Below are 21,779 nucleotides of genomic sequence, written 5' to 3' on the forward strand. Positions count from 1 at the left end.
CCGCGGCTCCGCCGGCGCGTCATACGCGGGCCGGGCTCTTCTCCCGGCGCAGGAGCCACACCCCGAGCAGGCAGGCGGCGCCCGCGAGGGCGAAGCCGTACGCCGGGGTGTGGCCCGAGGGCTGCGTCTCGTACGGCAGGGCCAGGGACAGCACGACCAGGACGCGGGTGACGCGGCCGGCCGGCGCGGCGGTGGCCGCGACCGCGGCCATGCCCCACAGCAGGTACCACGGCTGCACCATCGGGGAGAGGGCGACCAGCGCGAGCAGGGCCAGGCCGAGGGCGTGGACCGGGTCGGGACGGCCGCGCAGCGAGCGCCACGCCAGGTGTGCGATCAGCGCGAGGGCCGCCGCGAGCCCCAGGCGCTGGACGGCGGCCTTGACGGGGTCGGGGTCCGTGCCGAGGAGCAGGTGCAGCAGTTCTCCGAGGGCGAGGCCGAGGTCGCTGGTGGCCGACAGGGCCGTGTGGATCGTCCCGGCGACCCCCTGGGTGCGCAGCCACCCGAAGCCGGTGCCCGTGAGGAGGGTCGCGGCGACGGCGACCGCGGCGGCCACCAGGCCGGGGGCCAGCAGGCCCATGGCGACACGGCGGGCACGCGGCCCGGTGGCGGTCCGGGCGACCGCCACGCCGGCGAAGAGCAGCGCCACCGCGGCCGGGGACTTCACCATCGCGGCGAGGCCGATCAGCGCGCTGCCCACGACCCAGCGGCCGCGCAGGGCCCCCACCATCCCGGCGAGCATCAGGCCGGTCATCACGCCGTCGTTGTGCAGGCCGCCGACCACGTGCATCAGCAGCAGCGGGTTGAGCGCCCCCAGCCACAGGGCTCCGCTCTCGCTGCGGCCCCGGTCGCGGGCGAGGCTCCGCAGCGCCCACACGACGAGGACCAGCGAGGCCACGGCGACGAGCCGCATGCCGAGCACGGCGGGCACGATCGTGCCGCCGGTCAGCCAGGTCACCGCCCGGGCGAGCACGAGGAAGACCGGGCCGTAGGGCGCGGGGGTGTGCGTCCAGTGGCCGCCGACGCTCGCCGCCGCGTCGCCGCCCGGGCCGCCGGGGTCCAGGACCGCCGGCCCGGCCGCGTAGACGTCGTGCCCTTCCAGCACCATCGCGCCCTGGGCGATGTAGCTGTAGACGTCCGCGCTGTACAGCGGGGGCGCGAGCAGCAGGGGCGCGGTCCACCAGGCGAGCGTCGTCAGCGTCTCGCGCACGGGCGCCTCGCGGGCGACCCGCCCGTACCCCCACCAGGCGGCGAGGAGCAGCGTGAGCCCGGCGTACGCGAGGACGGCGGCCGCCACGGTCGTCGCCGTGCCGTGCGGCACCCACAGGTTCCACGGGTCACGGGCGGGAAGGCTGCCGGCGGCCCAGCCGCCCGCGGCCGCCGCGAGCGACCCGGTCGCACCCAGTCGGCGGTACCCGACCGCGCTCATCTCCCACATGACCGGCCAACCTATCGGCCCGGCCGGCCGGCCCCCGCGCCGGAGGCCGCGGTCGCGGTGCGCTCCGGCGTCCCTGCGCCGGGTGACGCGCCGCCGTCATCCGGGGCCGGCCCGGGTTCTTCATCCGCCGAGCTCCCGGGCCTCGTCCGTCGCGTCCAGCGCCTGGCGGAAGCCGGTGTTCACCGCGAGCAGGCCGCCGTCCACCGTCAGGGCGGTGCCGGTGATCCAGGAGGCGTCGCGGGACGCCAGGAACGCCACGGCCGCCGCGATGTCCTCGGGCTCACCCACCCGGCCCAGCGGGTAGACGCGGTCGGCCAGCGCCCGGAGCCCGCGCTCGCGGCCCGCCCACGCGCGGGTGCGAACGGTTCCCGGGTCGATCTGGTTCACGCGGACGCCCCGCCCGGCGGCGTGGGCCGCGAGGGTGCGGGTGAGCGAGCCCAGGCCGGCCTTGGCCGCGCTGTAGGAGTGGCTGCCGAAGGACTGCAGGCCGTTGACGGTCCCGATGTTGACGATCGCGCCGCGGCCGGAGGCCTCCAGGTGGGGCAGGGCGGCCCGCGCGCACCGCATCGCGCCGCCGAGCGTGATGTCCAGGTCGCGCCGCCAGCCCTCGTCCGCCTCGTCCTCGAAGCGCCCGGCGTCCGGCGTGCACGAGGACGCGTTGTTGACCAGCACGTCGAGCCGGCCGAAGGTCTCGACGGCGCGGGCGACCGCCGCCTCGACCGCCGCCCGGTCGGCGACGTCGCACGCCTGGCCCACGGCTCCGGGGATGGTGTCCGCCACCTCGCCCGCGAGCTCCCCGTCGAGATCGGCGACCAGGACGCGGGCGCCCTCTGAGGCGAGCCTGCGGGCGGTGGCCTCGCCGATGCCGCGGGCCGCGCCGGTGATCAGTACGCCGTGTCCGCCGAAGCGGTGCAGAGATTCCATGGGCGGATGGTGCCCCGCGCACCCCGCCCGTACGGGTCCAGTGGCACAAAACACGAGGCGTCCCGCCGCCCGCCGCCGTAAGCTCGCGGCATGCAGGTGATCCAGTCCACGAAGCTCGCCAACGTCTGTTACGAAATCCGGGGCCCGGTGCTCGAGGAGGCGATGCGGCTGGAGGCTGCAGGTCACCGCATCCTCAAGCTGAACACCGGCAACCCCGCCGCCTTCGGTTTCGAGTGCCCGCCCGCGATCCTCGAGGACATGCTGCGCAACCTCGGCGAGTCGCACGGCTACGGGGACGCGAAGGGGCTGCTGTCGGCCCGGCGGGCGATCATGAGCCACTACGAGACCAAGGGCATCCCGCTGTCGGTCGAGGACATCTACCTCGGCAACGGCGTCTCGGAACTCATCCAGATGTCGATGCAGGCGCTGCTCGACGACGGCGACGAGGTGCTCGTACCGGCGCCGGACTATCCGCTGTGGACGGCGTCCGTGTCCCTCGCCGGCGGTACGGCGGTGCACTACCGCTGCGACGAGCAGGCGGACTGGATGCCCGATCTCGCCGACATCGAGCGCAAGGTCACCGACCGGACCAAGGCCATCGTCATCATCAACCCGAACAATCCGACGGGTGCGGTGTACGACGACGAGATGCTGCGCGGCCTGACGGAGATCGCCCGCCGGCACAACCTGGTCGTCTGCTCGGACGAGATCTACGACAAGATCCTGTACGACGGCGTCACCCACACGCCGACCGCCGCGCTCGCCCCCGACCTGCTGGTGCTGACCTTCAACGGCATGTCGAAGAACTACCGGGTGGCCGGTTACCGCAGCGGCTGGATGGCGGTGTGCGGGCCGAAGGCGCACGCCTCCTCGTACATCGAGGGCCTGACCATCCTGGCCAACATGCGGCTGTGCGCCAACATGCCGGCGCAGCACGCGATCGCCGCGGCGCTGCAGGGCCGGCAGTCGATAGAGTCCCTGGTCCAGCCGGGCGGCCGGCTGCTGGAGCAGCGGGACGTGGCGTACGAGCTGCTGGTGCAGATCCCGGGCGTGACGTGCGTGAAGCCGAAGGGTGCGCTGTACCTGTTCCCACGGCTGGACCCGAACGTCTTCAAGATCAAGGACGACCGGCAGATGGTGCTGGACCTGCTGCGGGCCGAGAAGATCATGGTGGTGCACGGCACGGGCTTCAACTGGCACGAGCCGGACCACTTCCGGATCGTGACGCTGCCGAACGCGACGGACCTGGCGGACGCGGTGACCAGGATCGGAAACTTCCTGGACGGCTACGGCCAGCCCTGAGCCCCCCACTTGGCGCAGACTCAACTTTAGACAGAATCCAATGTAGGATGGTCTCCTGACGAAGAGCAGGAGGCCGTCCACCATGTACGAACCGATCCGCACCAAGTCGGTCCACCGGATGGCCGACGACGCCCAGGACCGCATTCCGCACCGCTCCCGCGAGGAGGAGCTGGACATCCAGCTCGCCGGACACCTCGCCGCGCTGCTCGCCGTCACCGACGAGCTCGACGACGGCGTGGCGGCGGACCGGATCGCCCAGCAGGTCGCGCGGCTGCGCGGCGCGCCGCCCGCACGGCACGCGGGCCTCACCGGCGCCGACCCGGTGGCCCTGCACCGCCGGGCGCACACGCTGGCGGGCCGGGCACTGGTCGTCGCCGCCTCCCGGGCCGACACGGCCGCCGCGATCCTCGCCGCCGAGCGCATGGACGCGCACACCGCCGCACTCGACGAGCTGCGGGACGACCGGCGGAGTCCGGTCGCCACCGCGGGCGCGGCCTGAGGGAACGGCGGAACGGCGTCCCTTCGCCGCCCGCCCGAGGCACCCCGGGCCCCTCACCCGGCCCGCGGGGCCGGGACACCCCATGACGGCCCCGGTCCGCGCCCGTTTCGGCGCGCGGACCGGGTGCCACCCACCGGGCGGAATCCTGACGCCGGACCCTGGGAGCGTCCGCGGAGCAGCGTCGTCCTGGAAGGGCCGGAAGGGCCGGAAAAGGATCGGCCCCCGAAGCCTGAGGGTGCTTCGGGGGCCGATTGCATCGCGGCGGGTCATTCGTGAACCCACAGGTCAGGGCGGATGTCGGGCTGACCCGCCACGAGGTCCGTCGGGTCAGCCCAGGCGGGCGACCAGCGCGCGGTACTCGTCCCACAGCTCCTTCGGCGTGTGGTCGCCGAAGGTGTTGAGGTGGTCGGGCACCAGGGCGGCCTCCTCGCGCCAGACCTCGGTGTCGACCTTGAGCAGGAAGTCGAGGTCCTCCTCGGGCAGGTCGAGACCGTCGGTGTCCAGGGCCTCCTTGGTCGGCAGGATGCCGATCGGCGTCTCGACGCCCTCGGCCTTGCCGTCGAGGCGCTCGACGATCCACTTCAGGACGCGGCTGTTCTCACCGAAGCCGGGCCAGACGAACTTGCCCGCGTCGTTCTTGCGGAACCAGTTCACGTAGTAGATCTTCGGCAGCTTGGCCGGGTCGGCGTCCTTGCCGACCTTGATCCAGTGGGCCATGTAGTCGCCCATGTTGTAGCCGCAGAACGGCAGCATGGCGAACGGGTCGCGGCGCAGTTCGCCGACCTTGCCCTCGGCGGCGGCGGTCTTCTCGGAAGCGACGTTCGCACCGAGGAAGACGCCGTGCTGCCAGTCGAAGGACTCGGTCACCAGGGGGACGGCCGAGGCGCGGCGGCCGCCGAAGAGGATCGCCGAGATCGGCACGCCCTTGGGGTCCTCCCACTCGGGTGCGATGATCGGGCACTGCGAGGCCGGGACGGTGAAGCGGGCGTTGGGGTGGGCGGCCGGGGTCTCGGAGTCCGGCGTCCAGTCGTTGCCCTTCCAGTCCGTGAGGTGCTTGGGCGCCTCCTCGGTCATGCCCTCCCACCACACGTCGTTGTCGTCGGTGAGCGCGACGTTCGTGAAGACCGCGTTGCCCCACAGGGTCTTCATGGCGTTGGCGTTGGTGTGCTCCCCGGTGCCGGGCGCGACGCCGAAGAAACCCGCCTCGGGGTTGATGGCGTACAGCCGGCCGTCCTCGCCGAACCGCATCCACGCGATGTCGTCGCCGATCGTCTCGACCGTCCAGCCGGAGATCGTGGGCTCCAGCATCGCGAGGTTGGTCTTGCCGCAGGCCGACGGGAAGGCCGCGGCGACGTACTTCGACTCGCCCTGCGGCGGGGTGAGCTTGAGGATCAGCATGTGCTCGGCGAGCCAGCCCTCGTCGCGGGCCATGACGGAGGCGATGCGCAGGGCGTAGCACTTCTTGCCGAGCAGGGCGTTGCCGCCGTAGCCGGAGCCGTACGACCAGATCTCGCGGCTCTCGGGGAAGTGCGAGATGTACTTGGTCGTGTTGCAGGGCCAGGGCACGTCCTCCTGGCCGGGCTCCAGCGGGGCACCGAGGGTGTGGACGGCCTTGACGAAGAAGCCGTCCTCGCCGAGCTCGTCCAGGACGGCGCGGCCCATGCGGGTCATGGTGCGCATGGAGACGGCGACGTACGCGGAGTCGGTGATCTCGACACCGATGGCGGAGAGCGGCGAGCCGACCGGGCCCATGCAGAAGGGCACGACGTACATCGTGCGGCCCTTCATGGAGCCGCGGAAGATTCCCTCGTCCCCGGTGAAGATCTCCCGCATCTCGGCGGGGGCCTTCCAGTGGTTGGTCGGGCCCGCGTCCTCCTCCTTCTCGGAGCAGATGAAGGTGCGGTCCTCGACGCGTGCCACGTCGGAGGGGTCGGACGCGGCGTAGTACGAGTTCGGGCGCGAGGTCGGGTCCAGCTTGCGGAAGGTGCCCTTGGCGACGAGCTCCTCGCACAGGCGCTCGTACTCGGCTTCGGAACCGTCGCACCAGACGACGGCGTCCGGCTGCGTGATTGCTGCGATCTCGTCGACCCAGGAGATCAGTTCCTGGTGGTTGGTCGGGACGACGGTGGAGGGAGCCGCGTTGTCGCGCGCCACGATTGCTCCTTGTTGAGGGGTTTTAGGTTTTCTGCCCCGTGGGGGCTGCGACCCGGACGCTTCACGTGGTTGATCTGGCGCTCATCCGGTGCCGACCGCACTCATCTGATCATCCGCGTCCGTTGCGCATATGTCCAGAGGGCCTCTCACGTGAGCATTGCCACTCAGGTCCCCACCTACTCATGCGTAGGTAGCATTCCGGTATGACTGCATCGGCCATGCCCGAAGTGACCGACGACGACCCGCGCCCGTCCGCGCACACCTCCGCCACCTCCTCGGTGACCACCTCCGTGTCGGCCGCGGCCGCCGTGCTGAAGCCGCGGCTGCGCGGATGGCTGCACGCCGGCATGTTCCCCGCGGTCCTGATCGCGGGCATCGTCCTCACCGCCCTGGCCGACTCCACACGCGGCCGGATCGCCTGCGGCGTCTACATGCTGACCGCCTGTGCCCTCTTCGGGGTGAGCGCGCTGTACCACCGGGGTGACTGGGGCCCGCGCGCCACGGCCGTCCTGCGCCGGCTCGACCACGCCAATATCTTCCTGATCATCGCGGGCACCTATACCCCGCTGACGCTGCTGCTCCTCCCCGACTCCACCGGGCGGGTGCTGCTGTGGGCGGTCTGGGCGGCTGCGGTGGCGGGAATCGCCTTCCGGGTGTTCTGGGTCGGCGCCCCGCGCTGGCTCTACACGCCCTGCTACATCGCCATGGGCTGGGCGGCCGTCTTCTTCCTGCCGGACTTCCTGCACAAGGGCGGCGTCGCGGTGCTGGTCCTGGTGATCGTCGGCGGGGTGCTCTACAGCCTGGGCGGCGTGGTGTACGGCTTCAAGCGGCCGGACCCGTCACCGCGGTGGTTCGGCTTCCACGAGGTCTTCCACGCTCTCACCCTGGCGGCGTTCGTCGTCCACTACGTCGGGATCTCGCTCGTGGCGTACCAGCACGCGTGAGCCGGAACAATGGGTTCCATGGCCGCCCGCCCCTCCCTCGCCGACGCGCATCCGCCCATGGGCCTGCGTGAGCGCAAGAAGCTCAAGACCCGTCTGGCGATCCGGCGGGCCGCGTACCGGCTGATCGCCGAGCGGGGGTACGAGGCGACCACGATCGAGCAGATCGCGGAGGCGGCGGAGGTCTCGCCCAGCACGGTGGTGCGGTACTTCCCGGCCAAGGAGGACATCGTCCTCACCGATGAGTACGGCCCGGTCGCCGACGCGCTGCGGGCCCGCCCGGCCGGGGAGGAGCCGCTGGACTCGCTGCGCGCCGTGTTCCGGGAAGCCGTGGCCGGCGTCCTGCGGCACGAGCCCGAGCTGATGCGGCAGCGGGCCGTACTGCTGGCGCGGGTGCCGGCCGTACGCGCCCGGATGACCGAGGCCATGGCGGAGTCCTCGCGGCTGCTGTCGCAGGTGCTGGCCGACCGGACCGGCCGGGCGGCGGACGACCTGGAGGTGCGGGTCTTCACCGCCGCCGTGATGGGCGCCCTGCGCGAGGTGACGGTCCACTGGGCCGAGCGCGACCAGCAGGACGACCTGGTCGCGCTCATCGACCGCGCCTTCGACACCCTCGGCGGCCGGCACTCCCTCCAGGCCCTCTAGGACGTGTCCGCACCGTCCCGTCCGGCCGGCGGGCCGGGCGGGATGTGCCCGAGCGGCACGGCGCCCGGGCCGGCCCGTACTCCCGGTTCCGCCGCTGGCCGCGGACGGCACCGCGCACTCGGACCGCACCGCGCACTCGGGCGGCACCGGAGCGCGGACCGAGCCCGCTCCTGCCCCGGACGGCGGGGAGTGCCGGCCGGGATGGGCCCCGGCCGGCACTCCCCCGTTCCGTGCGGCCGTGCGGCCAGGGATCAACCTGTCCGCGCGGACGCTGCCTAGCGCCTCCGGGTGTCCCCCTTCCCGCAGGCCAGACCGTCCCGGTCCGGGTCCAGCCGGAGCGGGTCGTCCTTGCCGTTGACCTTCAGGCGCCCGTAGTCGTGCGAGGCCAGCCAGTCGCAGCGGGCCTTCGTCGTCGCCTTCACCGACCGGGGGAACACCGTCGGCACGCACACCCCGGCCGAGCCGTAGTGCCGGTCGCACCCGGCGATCCGCGGACTCACCGGAACGGAGTCCCGCTTCTTCAGCGGTTTCTTCGGCGCGGCGGCGAGGTCCCCGGCGAAGTCGTGGACGTGCGCCGTCCGCTCCGCCTCCGCGGCCATCGCGGCCGGTCCGCCCAGGTGCACCCACTGGGCGACGGACGGGATGCCGTTGGCGTCGACCGCGAAGAGCATGTACCAGCCGGGCGGGGCGAGGTTCGGATTGCCGGTGACGTTCAGGTCGACCGTCCTGTCGTCGATCACGCTCATGGGCAGGTCGACGAACCGCTGGTTGGGGTCGGAGGAGTGGGTCACGGCGGCCGGCCGGATCAGCTCCGCCTTGGCGATCGGCCGGTCGACGGTGATGCGCTGGGTGTCGCCGTAGTTCCAGCGGCCGTCGATCACCGAGGTGATCCGCGGGCGCGGGCCCTTGAGCAGGTACGGCGGCGTGTAGAGCGACACGTCGTGGTTGTACGAGCCGTTGCCGGGGTTGTCGCCGACCGCCATCACCCGGCCGTCGGGCAGCAGGAACGCCGACGAGTGGTATCCGCGCGGCACCGGGTCGGCGGCCATGCCGGCCTGGTACGTGTCGGTGGCCGGGTCGAAGATCGACGCCTCGTACACCGGGTCGGCACGGTCGTGCAGGGCGCCGCCGGTCTCCAGGACCTTGCCGTCGGGCAGCAGCACGGCCGAGACGTACATCTTGCCCTCGTCGCCGGTCTGCGGCCGCTTGCCCGCGCCCTGGTCGACCAGGCCCTGCGGGAGCGGCGGCCCCGCGACGTACTGCGGGTTCGGCTGCTTGAGGTCGATGATGTCGGTGAGCCGGTTGGCGGCGGGGTTGCGCTCGTTGTTGCCACCGCCGATGGTCAGCACCCGCTGGTCCTGGGCGGGCGGCAGCAGGACGCTCGCCGACTCGTCCCGCTCGTCCTTGTTCCTCAGGCCGGGTACGTCGGTGATGGTGTTGGCGTCGTAGTCGTAGATCGAGGCGCCCGTGCCCGGCGTTCCGTTGCCGAAGGTGTGGCTGCCGGAGTAGAACAGCCGCCCGTCCTGCATCAGGATCATGGACGGGTACAGGCCCCAGTACGACCAGGTCTGCTTGACCTCGTTGATCGGCAGCCACCTGTTCTGCACGGCCGAGAACTTCTCCGCCGTCACATTGCCGGTCGAGTCCTCCTTCAGGCCCCCGAAGGAGATCACGTCGCCGTTGCCGAGGATCGTCGCCGACGGGTACCAGTGCCCGTCGTGCATGTCGTTGGTCCTGGTGTACGTCTCGGTGGCGGGGTCGAAGACGTACGAGTCCTTCAGGCCCTGGTAGCCGATCTTCCCGTCGGCGGAGGGGTAGCCCTTGTTGCCGCTCATCACCAGCACCCGGCCGTCGGACAGCTGCACATGGCCGGCGCAGAACATGTCGGCGGGGGTGGGGATCGTCCTGAAGGAGCCGTTCGCCGGGTCGTACACGGCGGAGGTGAAGGTGCCGGCCCTGAACCTCTCCGGGTCGTTGCCGGAACCGGCGATCAGCAGCACCTTTCCGTTGCGCAGCACGACGGAGTGCATGGAGCGGACCGGGTTCCTGGTAGGCAGGACCTCCCACTTGCCCTTGGCGCACTCCTCCGCCGTGCCGGTGCACACCGGGTCCGGCGCCGGCGGGGCGACCTCCTCCATCACGTAGTCGTCGGTGGTGACGCTGCCGGTGCCGAAGACGGAGACACCCCAGGCGATCTTGTCGGTGCCGGGCGGCACCACGGGGGTGCGCACCTCGGCGCGGGTGTACGCGCCGGCCGTCGGCAGGGTCTTGAGGTCGGTCCAGTACTGCCAGCCGCCGGTGGTGTCGCGCCGGAACAGGGTGATCGCCGCGTCCGGGGTCGTCGACTTGTACCAGAGGGACAGGTCGTACTGCCGCTCGGCGACGACGGCCGGGGCGCAGGCGTCCGATTCGGTGATCAGGGCCTTGCGGTCGCCGTAGACCCGGCGGGTCAGCTCGACCTTCATGGCGGCGGTGCCGGAGCGGGCGTCGGTGGTGGTGGAGAAGGTGAAGTCGTTGTCGCCCCAGCCGGACCTGGACCAGCACTGCGGCATGCCGGTGTGGTCGGTGCCCGGGGTCTCGAAGCCGGGGTTCTTGATGAGGTTGATCCCGGCCGCGGCCGGGGGCTGGGCGGCCAGGAGGAGCCCGGAGGTCATGGCGCCGACGGCGAGCAGCGCGGCCGTTCTCCTGCGCCGGGGGGTGCGGGACGGGGCGGGCGGGCGTCCGGGTGGTTTCATCGAACCTTCCTTCCTGTGCGGCTCCCGGCCGTGGGGCCGGTACCCGGGCGGCCCTTGCGCGGCAGGTAGACCAGCGCCTCGGTCCCGGCGAAGCGCAGGACGAACGTGGTCAGCAGCGCGAGGGCGGTGGCGGGCAGCACCGCGAGGTGGAGCTGCCCGACGAACAGGGCGATGAGCGGGAGGCGCAGCACCAGGTCGGCGTTGGCGAGCAGCGCGAACCGCCCGATCCGGTCCGCCCGGTGCCGGTGGTGGCGGCGGTCGCGGAACAGCAGCACCTCGATGAGGAGGAAGTTCCAGGCGACGCCGAACTGATTGGCGAGGATCTCGGCGGGGAGGTAGTGCAGTCCGGCGCCGGTCAGTGCGTACAGGGCGGCCAGGTTCGGTACGAAGCCGGTGAGGCCGATCAGTCCGAAGGCTGCCATCCGGGCGAGCGGGGAGGCGGTGCGCAGCTCGACGAGGTGGCGCAGGAAGCGCAGCCCCTCCTTCGCGGTGGACTTCGATGCGCCGGCGAACCGCTCCTGGAAGACGAACGGCACCTCGGCCACCCGGCGCGGCCGGCACCGCACCGCCAGCTCCAGCAGGATCTTGTAGCCGAGGGGCTTGAGGGCGTCGGTGGTGACGGCGTCGCGGCGGACGGCGAAGAAGCCGCTCATCGGGTCGCTGATGCCGCGCAGCGCGCGCGGGAAGAGCCCCTTGGCGAGCCACGTCGCGCCGCGCGAGACGGCGACGCGGTAGCCGCCCGCGAGTCCGGCGCGGCTGCCGCCCGGCAGGTACCGGCTGGCAACCACCAGGTCGGCCCCTTCCTTCTCGCCGGTGGCGACGAGGTCGGGGACGAGGTCGGGCGGGTGCTGGAGGTCGGCGTCCATGACGACGATCCACTCCGACGCGGCCGCCTTCAGGCCGGCGACGACGGCTCCGCCGAGGCCCCCCTCGGGCGTGTCGCGGTGGATGACGGAGAGGGGGAAGGCGCAGTCCCGCGCCGCGTCGGCGATCACGGCGGGGGTGTCGTCGGTGGAGTCGTCGACGAAGACGACCTCGCAGGGGATGCGGGCGGGCACCGCGTCGGCGATGCGCCGCAGCAGCTCCCGCACGTTGCCGGACTCGTTGTAGGTGGGGATGACGACGGTGACGGCGCCCGGTTCGGCGGGGTCCGCCGTGACGGGGGTGGCCTGTTCGGCTCCGGTGGGCTGGATGGTCAACGGGCCTCCGCTCCGGTGATCTTCCGGATCTCGATGCGTTCCTCGCCCACGCCGAAGGTGGCGACGGGCGTCGAGTGCCGCAGCGCCGCCGCGACGTTGGGCAGGTCGCGGGCGTCGCGCCGTACGGTCGGGGAGGCGACCACGTAGTCGAGGTCCTGCCAGCCGCGGGGCATGGTCCTGGTCACCGCCGGGTCGAGGTCGGCCTTGTAGAACCAGATGACGCCCAGGCCGGGGCGGTACCCGGCGTGGACCAGGTCGAGCCAGAGCGCGTCGTCGACCAGCACGCGCGCGCCGGCCGGGTCGTCCACCTCGCGGCCGAGCCAGGAGGCCGCGGCGCGGTAGGGGGCGTTGGCGTCGGCGGTCATGGCCGTGCGGTCGCCGTCGTACCAGCGCGGCAGGACGTACGCGGCGGCGACGGCGGCGAGCAGTACCGCGACGGTCCTGCGGACGGGCACCAGCCGGGGCAGGGGCCGGCCCTTGCGGAGCACGGCGTGGGCGACGCTCGCCGCGCCTCCGGCGAGGACCAGGGCCAGGAAGGGCAGCGCCTGGATGACGTACATGGCGGGCAGGTAGCCGGAGGGTCGCATCGCGACGAGCGCCAGGACGGCGACCGCCAGGGCGGGTCCGGCCAGCGCCCGCGCGGTGACCGACCAGCGGACGGTGGCCAGGAGCAGGGCGGCGCCGGCGAGGCCGCCGAGCGGCAGCACGCGGTCGTAGTACAGCCAGGAGTCCAGGACGCCGTTGGAGCCGCTGCCGTCGGTGAGGATGAACCCCGAACCGGGCCGGCTCATCTGGTAGGTGACGCCCTCCCACAGCGAGACGTGCCCGGCGCCGGGCAGCAGTTCGCCCTTCAGCAGCGCGAACAGCGGGTAGGACAGGCCGATCAGCACGCAGGCGGTGACGGCGCCGGTGACGGCGAACTTGCGGGTGTCGCGGTGGCTGTAGCGCCACATGGTCACCAGCAGCGCCGGCAGGACGACGAGCATCGTCTCCTTGGTGAGCACGGCGACGGCGGCGGCGAGCCCGGCCCCGAAGTGGTGCCACAGGTGGCGGCTGGGCGAGGCGGCGAGGCAGAACGCCAGCAGCATCCACATCACGGCGAGGTTGTCGAGGAAGATCTCCCGCTGGAGGACGACGGAGAGCGGGGAGAGCCCGAACAGCGCCATGGCCAGCCCGGCGGCCCAGCGCGGCAGCCACAGCCGGCGCGCCAGCACGTACAGCATGACCGCGGAGGCGGCGCCGACCACCAGCATCGCGCAGCGCATGGGGGCGACCGTCATGGACTCGGGGGCGATCAGGGAGGGTATCCAGGTGAGCGCCGCGAGCTGCATCCAGCCGAGCGGCGGGTGGTCGTACCAGTAGGTGTAGTGGGCGAGGCCGTGGCCGTTCTGCACGGCCCATGCCTGGGCCAGGTAGGTGCCTTCGTCGTCGCTGAGGGTGGGGTACTGCTGGATGTTCCAGCCCTGCACGAGCAGGATCGCGGCCAGCAGCACACCGCACAGGACGAGGTCGGGGCGTGAGCCGCGGAAGCGGACGACGGGCCGGATGAGGAGCCGTCTCTTGTCGAGCGGCGCGGGCGGGGCCGGCGGGGCGGCGGGCTCGGGGGCCGCGGGGCTCGCGGCCGGCAGCGTGGCGGTCATCGGGTGGCTTCCTCCCGGACGAGGTGCGCGCCGACATGGCTGGTGAGCTCCCACTCGTTGCGGCCGCGCTGTTCGCGCCAGACCGCGCGCACGGCCGCGCCCGCCAGCAGCAGCTGGTAGAAGGGGCCGCCGACGATGAGCTTGAGGTAGTGGACGAACCGGACCCGCAGTCCGTACTGCCGGCCGAAGTCGTGCAGCCCGACGATCTCGAAGACGAACGTCACCAGGGCGGTGATCAGGGGGAGGAAGGTGATGAAGGCGATGCCGACGGGCACGTCGAGGAAGAACGCGATCGCGGCGTTGAGCGGGATGACGACACCGGTGAACGCCTGCATGAACGGTGTCATCAGGGTGTAGCGGGCGAGCATCCGCTGCCCGAGGGTGGGCAGCTGGCGCCAGTCCTTCTTCCGGTAGACCTGGAGGAAGCCCTGGTTCCAGCGGGTGCGCTGCTTGAGCAGGCTCATCAGGGTGCCGGGGGTCTCCTCGCGGGTGACCATGTCGGCGTCGTACGCGACGACGACCTTCTTGCCCTTGCTGGACAGGCGGACGCCCAGGTCGCAGTCCTCGGCGAGGCAGTTCCGGTCCCAGCCGCCCGCCTCGCGCAGCACGTCGGTGCGGACGAAGACGGTGTTGCCGCCCAGGGGGATGAAGCCCTTCGCGGCGTGCAGGTGGAGGCGGGAGCGGAACCAGAAGAAGTACTCCAGGCAGTTGCGCAGGGAGTACCAGCTGGAGTGGAAGTTGATGAGCTGGACACCGCCCTGGACGACGTCGGCGCCGGTGGCGGTGAAGGCGTGGTCGACGTGGGCGAGCAGCTCGGGGTGGACCTGGTCCTCGGCGTCGAAGACGCCCACCACGTCGCCGCGGCAGTGCGGCAGCGCCGTGTTGAGCGCCTTGGGCTTGTTCTTGGTGGCGTGGGTGTCGACGACGACCCGTACGCGGCCGGGGTCGCGGGCGGCGGCCCGCTCGGCGACCTCGGCGGTCTCCGGGTCGTCGTGACCGACGATCACGATGATCTCGAAGTCGCGGTGGCTGGACTCCCGGAGCCGGTCGATGGTGTGTTCCAGGACGAGCTGTTCGTGCCGGGCGGGCAGCAACAGCGAGAACGACAGGCCCTGTCGGCCGTCAGGACTGGCGAAACGGGTGGCGGCGAGCGTCTCCGGCGTGCGCCAGGCGTGCATCTGCCACCAGAGCGTGAACGCGGCCATCCAGAACAGCGCGAGCGAGACGGCAGCGACGAACAGCGATACGAGCACGAAAGGTCCCCCCTCGGACCCGTCGCGACGGCGCGGGCGCGCAGCCGGGCACGGCGCTGCCACCGCAGGACGAGTCAATCCCCAAAGGCACTTCGGTAGGTGCAAAGGCACTTCGGGGCGAATCGCGGCAGGACCCCCCTGGCCGTCGACGCCCCCACACGACGTCCGCCCGCGCCCTCCCCAGAACGCGCGCGGAGTCTTCTCAACTCCTCATGCCGACGAGGATAGAGGCCAGGACCGACACTCAGGGGGCTATCCCGATAAAAACATCGTTAGCGGGGTCCGCTGGACAGTTTCCCCTCGAGACCGGCCACGTCCGTGGTGGGCGCGTCGCAGACGAAGTGGCGGCAGACGTACGCGGCCGGCCGCCCGCCGACCAGCGGACGGTCCCTGAGCAGCGGGAACTCCACGTCGTCACGGTCCTCCTCGCCCGGCCGCCCGTACGCGACGACGGCGCCGGGAGCGGCGGCGACCAGCGCCGCGCGGTGCAGCGCGCGGGCGTCCGGGTCGTCCGGGTCGCCCACCACCGCGACCTCGCGCGGCCCGTCGAGCAGCGCCTCGGCGACGGCGAGGCCCCAGCCGATGAAGCGGGGCGCGCGCGGGCCGAGCGCCTTGACCACGCCGAGGGCCCCCTCGGCGGCGGTGCGGTGCGCCTCGGAGCCGGTGTGCGCGGCGTACGCGAGCAGCGCCCCGGCCGCGGCGGTCCAGCCGGACGGCGCGGCGTTGTCGGTGGGGTCCTGCGGGCGGCGGATCAGCTGCTCGGCGTCGTGGGCCGTGTCGTAGAGCGCGCCGTCCTCCCCGGTGAACCGGTCCAGCACGATGTCCAGCAGGAACCCGGCGAACTCCAGCCACACGCCCTCGCCGGTCACGGCCGCCAGGGCGAGGAAGCCCTCCGCCACGTCGCCGTAGTCCTCCAGCACCCCGGCGTTGGCGCCGGCCTGCCCGTCCCTGGAGGTGCGGGAGAGGCGTGCGGTGCTGTCCATGTGGAGCCGTACGAGCAGATCGGCGGCCTCGGTGGCCCGCTCGACCAGGTCGGGGCGGTCGAAGTAGGCGCCGGTCTCCGCGAGGGCGGCGATCGCGAGCCCGTTCCAGGCGGCGACCACCTTGTCGTCACGGCCGGGGCGCGGGCGCCGGTCGCGGGCGTCGAGGAGCCGCCGGCGGATCCGCTCGACCCGCTCGGCGTCGGCGACCCCGGCGCTCTGCGGCAGCCGGAGGACGGAGGAGCCGTGCTCGAAGGTGCCCTCGTCGGTGACGCCGAAGTACCGGGCGGCGTACGCGGCGTCCTCCTCGCCCAGCACCTCGCGCAGCTGCCCGGGGGTCCACACGTAGTAGGCGCCCTCGACGTGCCTGCCCGTGCCGTCGTCGCTGTCCGCGTCGAGCGCGGAGGCGAAACCGCCCTCGGCGGTGCGCAGTTCGCGCACCATGAAGTCGGCCGTCTCCAGCGCGACCCGCCGGGCCAGATCGCTGCCGGTGGCCCGCCACAGGTGCGCGTAGACGCGGCACAGCAGGGCGTTGTCGTAGAGCATCTTCTCGAAGTGCGGCACGACCCACTCGCGGTCCACCGAGTAGCGGGCGAACCCGCCGCCGAGCTGGTCGTAGATCCCGCCGCGCGCCATGGCCTCGCACGTGTCGGCGGCCATCTGCAGCGCGCCCTCCGCCCCGGTGCGGGCGTGGTGGCGCAGCAGGAACTCGACCACCATGGACGGCGGGAACTTGGGCGCCCCGCCGAAGCCCCCGTACCGCGCGTCGTAGTCGCGGGTCAGCCCCAGCAGCGCCTGCGCCGTCTCCTGCTCGCCGGGCGCGCCGGCCCCGCCGAACGCCAGGGAGCGCCCCGACAGCTCCCGCACGATGTTGCCGGCGACCTCGCCGACCTCCTCGCGCCGGTCCGTCCAGGCCGCCCGGACGCCCTCCAGTACCTGCTGGAAGGAGGGCATGCCGTGGCGGGGCGACGGCGGGAAGTACGTACCGAAGTAGAACGGCTCGGCCTCCGGCGTGAGGAACACCGTCATGGGCCAGCCGCCCTGGCCGGTGGCGGCCTGCACGGCCTCCATGTACACCGCGTCGACGTCCGGCCGCTCCTCGCGGTCGACCTTGACCGGCACGAAGTGCTCGTTGAGGTAGGTGGCGGTGGCCGCGTCCTCGAACGACTCGTGCGCCATGACGTGACACCAGTGGCACGAGCTGTAGCCGACGCTCAGCAGCACGGGTACACCACGGCGCCGGGCCTCCGCGAAGGCCTCCTCCGACCAGGGCCACCAGTCGACCGGATTGTCGGCGTGCTGGAGGAGGTACGGGGACGTCTCATGGGCCAGTCGGTTCGCCATACCACCCATCCTGCCGGACGGGGCGGGGGAAGCGGACCCGGCGCCCCGGCCCGCCGCGGGGTTGTCCACAGGCCCTCGCGCCGATCGTCCGTACGACGGACACTTGTCGCCGGGCCTGCTGACGGAACGCGGCGGAGGGGGACGCACATGCGCGACGAGCGGATGCGGGACGGACACCTGCGGGACGGCCATCGCGGGGAAGTGGAGCGGCTGTTGGTGCGCGCCGTGGAGGAGGAGGTCCGGCGCTCGGGCGGCCGGGCCGACGCGGCGGTGCTGCTGGCACGCGGGCGTGCCGCGCTGGAGGGACTGGCGGCGCCCGCGGCCGAGGAGTACGAGGCGTACGTCCGGGCGCTGGAGGAGGCGCAGGCCGGGCAGCAGTCGCCGGCGGAACGGCTGCGCGGCCCGGTGATGGGCACGTCCGCGCTGGTGACGGCCGTCGCGGCGGCCGCGGCGGTGGGCGCGGACCTGGCTCTGGGCACGACTTCGGGCACGGCGCTGGGCGCCGGTGCGGTGGTGGCGGCCGCCGGGGCCGCGACGACGGTGCTGAAGGCGACCGCCGGACACTGGCCGGCCGCACACCGCAGGGCGGCCGCCCTGAGCCGGCCGGGCGGCCCGGAGCAGTTACGGCTGGAGTGGCTGACGGCGCTGGAGGTGCGGGGCATCCGCCCGTTCCTCGACCAGCAGCGGATGCTGGCGGCGGCCGCCCTGAAGAAACCCGAGCCGAAGGCGGCGCCGCAGCTGCGGGGGCTCGACCGCAGCGCGGTCTCCCGCCGGCGCGCTGCCCTGGAGCAGTCCTACGGGCACCTTCCGGAGCCGGACGCGCCCTTCGCGGGTCGGCGCTCGGAGCTGGAGCAGATCGAGCGGTGGGTGCGGGCGGCGCGGGCCTCCACCGAGACCCGCCCGGTGGTGGTGCTGCTGCACGGCGAGCCCGGCGCGGGCCGCACCGCCCTGGCCGTGCGGGCGGCGCACCGGCTGCGCGACCTGTTCCGCGGCGCGTGCCTGGTGGACCTGCGCGGCGCGGGCGGCCACGAGACGCCGCTGACGACACGCGACGCGCTGCTGAACGTGCTGAACCGGCTGGGCGCGCCGCGCGAGCAACTGCTGATGCGGGACTCCTCGTCGGCGGAACACCAGGTGCGCAGGCTGGCCGAGGTGTACCACCAGCATCTGACCGGGCTGCCGGTCGCGGTGGTGCTGGACGACGCGCACGACGCCCGCCAGGTGCGCACGCTCATCCCGGAGCGCTCCGACAGCCTGGTGCTGGTGACGGCGCGCGAACCGCTGGAGCTGGGCGAGGACGTGCCGGCGTGGGTGCACCGGCTGGCGGTGGGCGGCCTGGACGAGGCGGGGACCGAGGAGCTGCTGCGGGAGGCGGCAGCGGACCGGGAGCCGGGCCCCTACGACGCGCAGGCCACGGAGCGGCTGCGGCAGCTGTGCGGCGGGCTGCCGCTGGCGCTGCGGGTGGTGGGGGCGGCGGTCGGGGCGGAGGCGCCGGCGGGTGAGGTCGCCCGGCTGCTGGCGCGGCGGCCGGGTGGCGCCGGGCCGGTGGAGCGGGCGGTCGCCGTCCGGTACTTCACGCACCTGGACGAGGACCAGCGACGGCTGCTGCGGCGGCTGGCGCTGGCGGGCCGGGCGTCTCTGGGCGCGGCGGCGGCGGCCGCGCTGCTGGCGGCCGGGGAGGAGGAGGCGCAGCAGCGGCTGCGGGAGCTGGCGCGGGCGGGGCTGCTGGACCAGGTGCGCGGTGACCGGTTCCGGCTGCACGACGCGGTGCGGGCGTTCGCGGCGGCGCGGCTGCGGGAGGAGGAGGACCCGGGCGAGGTCACCGCCGCGCAGGAGCGGTTGATCCGCAACTACGCGGAGCTCGCCGACGCGGTGATCCGCATGGTGGACGGCAAGATGTCGACGCGCGTCGGCCGGACCCGCTTCGACGGGCACGGCTTCGCGTCGCTGGACGCGGCGCTGCGCTGGCTGGACGACGAGTCCGGGTTCATCACGGCGGCGCTGCGGCACGCGGAGGGCGTCTCCCGGCAGACGGTGCTGCACCTGCTCGGCGCTCTGTGCGACTACTGCCTGCTGCGGGGCGACCTGTACCGGCTGGGCGAGCTGCAGCAGCTCAGTGAGGCGGTGGGCCAGGGGCTGCTGGTGCGGTCGGTGCAGTGGCGCACGGGCATCGCGGCGCGCCAGCTGGGCGAACTGGACACCGCCCGGACGACCCTGACGTCGGTGGTCTCGCTGTACCAGGAGGCCCGGCAGGACGCGGGCGCGGCGCTGGCCCTGTGCTCGCTCGGCATCACGCTGCACCATCAGGGCAACCTGCCGGAGGCGGCGGCGCGGTTGCGGGAGGCGCTGGCGCTGCAGGACGCGCCGGAACTGGCGGCGGACCGGGCCTGGACGATGCACGCCCTGGCGGCGGTGGAGCGGGACCGGGGGAACGTGGCCGTGGCGCTGGGCCTGCTGGACGGGTCGCTGGCGCTGCACCGGGAGAGCGAGTCGCTGCACGGCGAGGCGTGGGCGCACTTCCAGCTGGGCCAGGCGCGTCTGCGGACGGGCGATGCGGGGCGCGCGGAGACGGCCCTGCGCGCGGCGCTCGACCTGTACGGGCGGACGCACGACGGGCGGGGCGAGGCGTGGGCGCTGACCCAGCTGGGCCGGGCCCGTCTGGTGGCCGGCGAGGCGGGCGAGGCGCTGGAGCGGCTGCGGACGGCCCTGGCACGGCACCGCGAGAACGAGGACGTGCGCGGTGAGGCGTGGACGCTGTACTACCTGGGCCAGGCGCTGGAGGAGGGCGGCGACCTCGACGAGGCGGTCCGGGAGCTGGAGCGGGCGCGCGGGATGTTCTCGCGGATGCGCGACGTCTACGGCCTGGCGTGCGCCCGCCACCACGCGGGCCGCCTCACCCGGGACCAGCGCGCCGCGCAGACGGGAAACCTGCGCAACTCGGGCTTCGCCCGCCAGCTGCTGGTGGACGCCCGCGCGGACTTCCGCCGCATCGGGGTGGCCCACGGCGAGGCGTGGACCTGCCTGGAGCTGGCCGTCATCGACGCGGGCAACAGCAGGGCGCCCCAGGCGCTCGCCCTGTGCGACGAGGCGGCGGAGCTGTTCGCCTCGTACGACGACCGCCGCGGCGCGGACTGGGCCCGCTTCCTGCGCTGCACGCTGCTGCCGTACGCCTCACCGGGCGGCGTGGACGTGGGCACGGTCGTCGCCCAGCAGGAGCTGACCGCACTGAGGGACGGCAAGCACCCCGCGCGCGACCCGAGACTGGAGGAGAGCCTCGCGGCCTGGGCCCTGGTGCTGGAGCGCGGCATCCGCCTGGAGTCCCCCTGGCAGGCCTGGACGCTGGGCCTCACCCCGGCCCGCCCGGCGCGGGAGGTGATGGGCGTCCCCACCTCGCCGGGCCCCGCATGACGCGCCGGGCCCACCTCGCCAGGCCCCGCATGACGCGCGGGCGACCCCCGCGGCCGGGCCGGGACCGCGCACAGCGGCCACCCGGCCCCGTGCGCGGGGGCCGCGGGCGGGCGCCGGATTCCACCACGCGTCGATGGAACCGGAGCGCGAGACGGGCGGCCGGCCCGCGGGGTCTACTCGGCGGCCTTGGCTGCCTTGGCGGCCCCGGCGGTCTTCGCCGGCTCGGGGGCCTCTTCGAAGTCGACCTTGCCCATGTGGCGGTTCATCGACTTCATCAGCATCCATACGGCCAGCGCCATGACGGCGAAGACGATGAACCCGAGGACGCCGGGGGTCACCTTGTTCTCGTCGAACTCCTTGGCGGCGATCGGGACGAGCTGAGTCAGTGCCTGGTGTGCGCTCATGTCAGGCATTGTCCCGGATGCCCGCGAAGAGGTCGTCCTCGGGGAGGGAGGTGTCCACCACAGACCTGGCGAGCTCGTAGTCCTCGGTCGGCCAGACCTCCTTCTGGAGCTCCAGCGGGACGCGGAACCAGCCGCCGTCCGGGTCGATCTGCGTGGCGTGCGCGATCAGGGCCTTGTCGCGGATCTCGAAGAAGTCGGCGCAGGGAACGTGCGTGGTCAGGGTCCGCTCGGCGCGCTCGAACTCCTTCCAGCGCTCCAGCCACTCGCCGTACGGGGACTCCAGGCCCCGGGCGAGGAGCGCCTCGTGCAGCGCGACCGTGCGCGGCCGGTTGAAGCCCTGGTTGTAGTAGACCTTCGACGGCTGCCAGACGGGACCGAACACGGACTCCGGGTACTTCTCGGCGTCCGTCGCACCGTCGAACGCCACCATCGTGATCTTGTGGGTCATGATGTGGTCGGGGTGCGGGTAGCCGCCGTTCTCGTCGTAGGTCGTGATGACCTGGGGGCGGAAGCGGCGGATGGACCTCACCAGCCGGCCGGCCGCCTTGTCGACGTCCTCCAGGGCGAAGCAGCCCTGCGGCAGCGGCGGCAGCGGGTCGCCCTCCGGGAGGCCGGAGTCGACGAAGCCGAGCCACTCCTGGCGGACGCCGAGGATCTCGCGGGCCTCGTCCATCTCCTTGCGGCGTACCTCGTGGATGTTCTCCTCGATGTACTTGTCCCCCTGGAGCTTCGGGTTGAGGATGGAGCCGCGCTCGCCGCCCGTGCACGTGACGACCAGCACGTCCACCCCCTCGGACACATACTTGGCCATGGTGGCCGCGCCCTTGCTCGACTCGTCGTCGGGATGGGCGTGGACGGCCATCAGTCGCAGCTGCTCAGTCAAGACGGATCCTCATCGATTGGTCGCATCGGCGGC

General features: G+C 73.1%; 15 protein-coding genes. 5 read left to right on the top strand and 10 right to left on the bottom strand.

All coding sequences use genetic code 11. The features are described from left to right. Positions 1–19 precede the first annotated feature (19 nt). A complete protein-coding gene (mptB, locus tag IH00_RS0101195; protein ID WP_031068546.1) occupies positions 20–1,435 on the bottom strand; it encodes a polyprenol phosphomannose-dependent alpha 1,6 mannosyltransferase MptB in 1,416 nt (471 codons plus the stop codon). Between the two features lie 120 nt (positions 1,436–1,555). Further along, the gene (locus IH00_RS0101200) at positions 1,556–2,359 is read right to left on the bottom strand and encodes an SDR family NAD(P)-dependent oxidoreductase (protein WP_031068548.1); all 804 of its coding nucleotides are present in this window, start codon (positions 2,357–2,359) and stop codon (positions 1,556–1,558) included. Positions 2,360–2,449: 90 nt separating this feature from the next. On the opposite strand from IH00_RS0101200, the gene IH00_RS0101205 reads away from it, so the two are divergent. Both IH00_RS0101205 and IH00_RS0101210 read left to right on the top strand, forming a co-directional pair. Beyond that, positions 2,450–3,661 (top strand): pyridoxal phosphate-dependent aminotransferase, encoded by a 1,212-nt coding sequence (locus IH00_RS0101205; RefSeq protein WP_031068551.1) that lies wholly within the window; start codon positions 2,450–2,452, stop codon positions 3,659–3,661. Between the two features lie 82 nt (positions 3,662–3,743). Beyond that, a complete protein-coding gene (locus IH00_RS0101210) occupies positions 3,744–4,160 on the top strand; it encodes an SCO4983 family protein (protein WP_031068553.1) in 417 nt (138 codons plus the stop codon). Between the two features lie 327 nt (positions 4,161–4,487). Here the strand turns inward: IH00_RS0101210 and IH00_RS0101215 are convergent, their stop codons facing one another. Then, positions 4,488–6,314 carry a phosphoenolpyruvate carboxykinase (GTP) gene (locus IH00_RS0101215; protein WP_031068561.1) on the bottom strand — a complete coding sequence of 609 codons (1,827 nt, stop codon included), beginning with the start codon at positions 6,312–6,314 and terminating at the stop codon, positions 4,488–4,490. Between the two features lie 203 nt (positions 6,315–6,517). Between IH00_RS0101215 and trhA the strand changes: the two genes are divergently transcribed. Together trhA and IH00_RS0101225 are read left to right on the top strand one after the other, a co-directional pair. Then, complete coding sequence (gene trhA, locus IH00_RS0101220) at positions 6,518–7,258, top strand: PAQR family membrane homeostasis protein TrhA (RefSeq protein ID WP_107064378.1); 741 nt, start codon at positions 6,518–6,520, stop codon at positions 7,256–7,258. Positions 7,259–7,267: 9 nt separating this feature from the next. Next, the gene (locus IH00_RS0101225; RefSeq protein WP_031068563.1) at positions 7,268–7,900 is read left to right on the top strand and encodes a TetR/AcrR family transcriptional regulator; all 633 of its coding nucleotides are present in this window, start codon (positions 7,268–7,270) and stop codon (positions 7,898–7,900) included. A gap of 275 nt (positions 7,901–8,175) precedes the next feature. Here IH00_RS0101225 and IH00_RS0101230 read toward each other — a convergent pair whose 3' ends face one another. From IH00_RS0101230 to IH00_RS0101250, 5 genes are all read right to left on the bottom strand, one after another. Further along, positions 8,176–10,554: a galactose oxidase early set domain-containing protein gene (locus IH00_RS0101230; protein ID WP_031068564.1), complete on the bottom strand. Its 2,379-nt coding sequence runs from the start codon at positions 10,552–10,554 to the stop codon at positions 8,176–8,178. A gap of 77 nt (positions 10,555–10,631) precedes the next feature. Beyond that, a complete protein-coding gene (locus IH00_RS0101235; protein ID WP_031068565.1) occupies positions 10,632–11,834 on the bottom strand; it encodes a glycosyltransferase in 1,203 nt (400 codons plus the stop codon). Further along, positions 11,831–13,474, bottom strand: coding sequence for an ArnT family glycosyltransferase (locus tag IH00_RS0101240; protein ID WP_031068567.1), 1,644 nt, complete (start codon positions 13,472–13,474; stop codon positions 11,831–11,833). Before IH00_RS0101240 ends, IH00_RS0101235 begins: the two co-directional genes overlap by 4 nt. After that, positions 13,471–14,727: a glycosyltransferase gene (locus IH00_RS0101245; RefSeq protein ID WP_031068569.1), complete on the bottom strand. Its 1,257-nt coding sequence runs from the start codon at positions 14,725–14,727 to the stop codon at positions 13,471–13,473. Before IH00_RS0101245 ends, IH00_RS0101240 begins: the two co-directional genes overlap by 4 nt. Positions 14,728–14,999: 272 nt before the next feature. After that, complete coding sequence (locus IH00_RS0101250; RefSeq protein ID WP_031068571.1) at positions 15,000–17,051, bottom strand: thioredoxin domain-containing protein; 2,052 nt, start codon at positions 17,049–17,051, stop codon at positions 15,000–15,002. Positions 17,052–17,198: 147 nt separating this feature from the next. Here IH00_RS0101250 and IH00_RS0101255 point away from each other — a divergent pair, with 147 nt between their 5' ends. Continuing rightward, positions 17,199–20,459, top strand: a complete 3,261-nt coding sequence (locus IH00_RS0101255) for a tetratricopeptide repeat protein (protein ID WP_039945971.1) — start codon at positions 17,199–17,201, stop codon at positions 20,457–20,459. A gap of 173 nt (positions 20,460–20,632) precedes the next feature. Here IH00_RS0101255 and IH00_RS0101260 read toward each other — a convergent pair whose 3' ends face one another. Continuing rightward, positions 20,633–20,872, bottom strand: coding sequence for a hypothetical protein (locus tag IH00_RS0101260; RefSeq protein WP_078887489.1), 240 nt, complete (start codon positions 20,870–20,872; stop codon positions 20,633–20,635). Beyond that, a complete protein-coding gene (gene mca / locus IH00_RS0101265; protein WP_063835284.1) occupies positions 20,865–21,746 on the bottom strand; it encodes a mycothiol conjugate amidase Mca in 882 nt (293 codons plus the stop codon). The genes IH00_RS0101260 and mca overlap by 8 nt, the downstream gene beginning before the upstream one ends. Positions 21,747–21,779 lie beyond the last annotated feature (33 nt).

It is taken from the genome of Streptomyces sp. NRRL S-118 (genome assembly GCF_000716335.1).
In the GTDB taxonomy this organism is placed as follows: domain Bacteria; phylum Actinomycetota; class Actinomycetes; order Streptomycetales; family Streptomycetaceae; genus Streptomyces.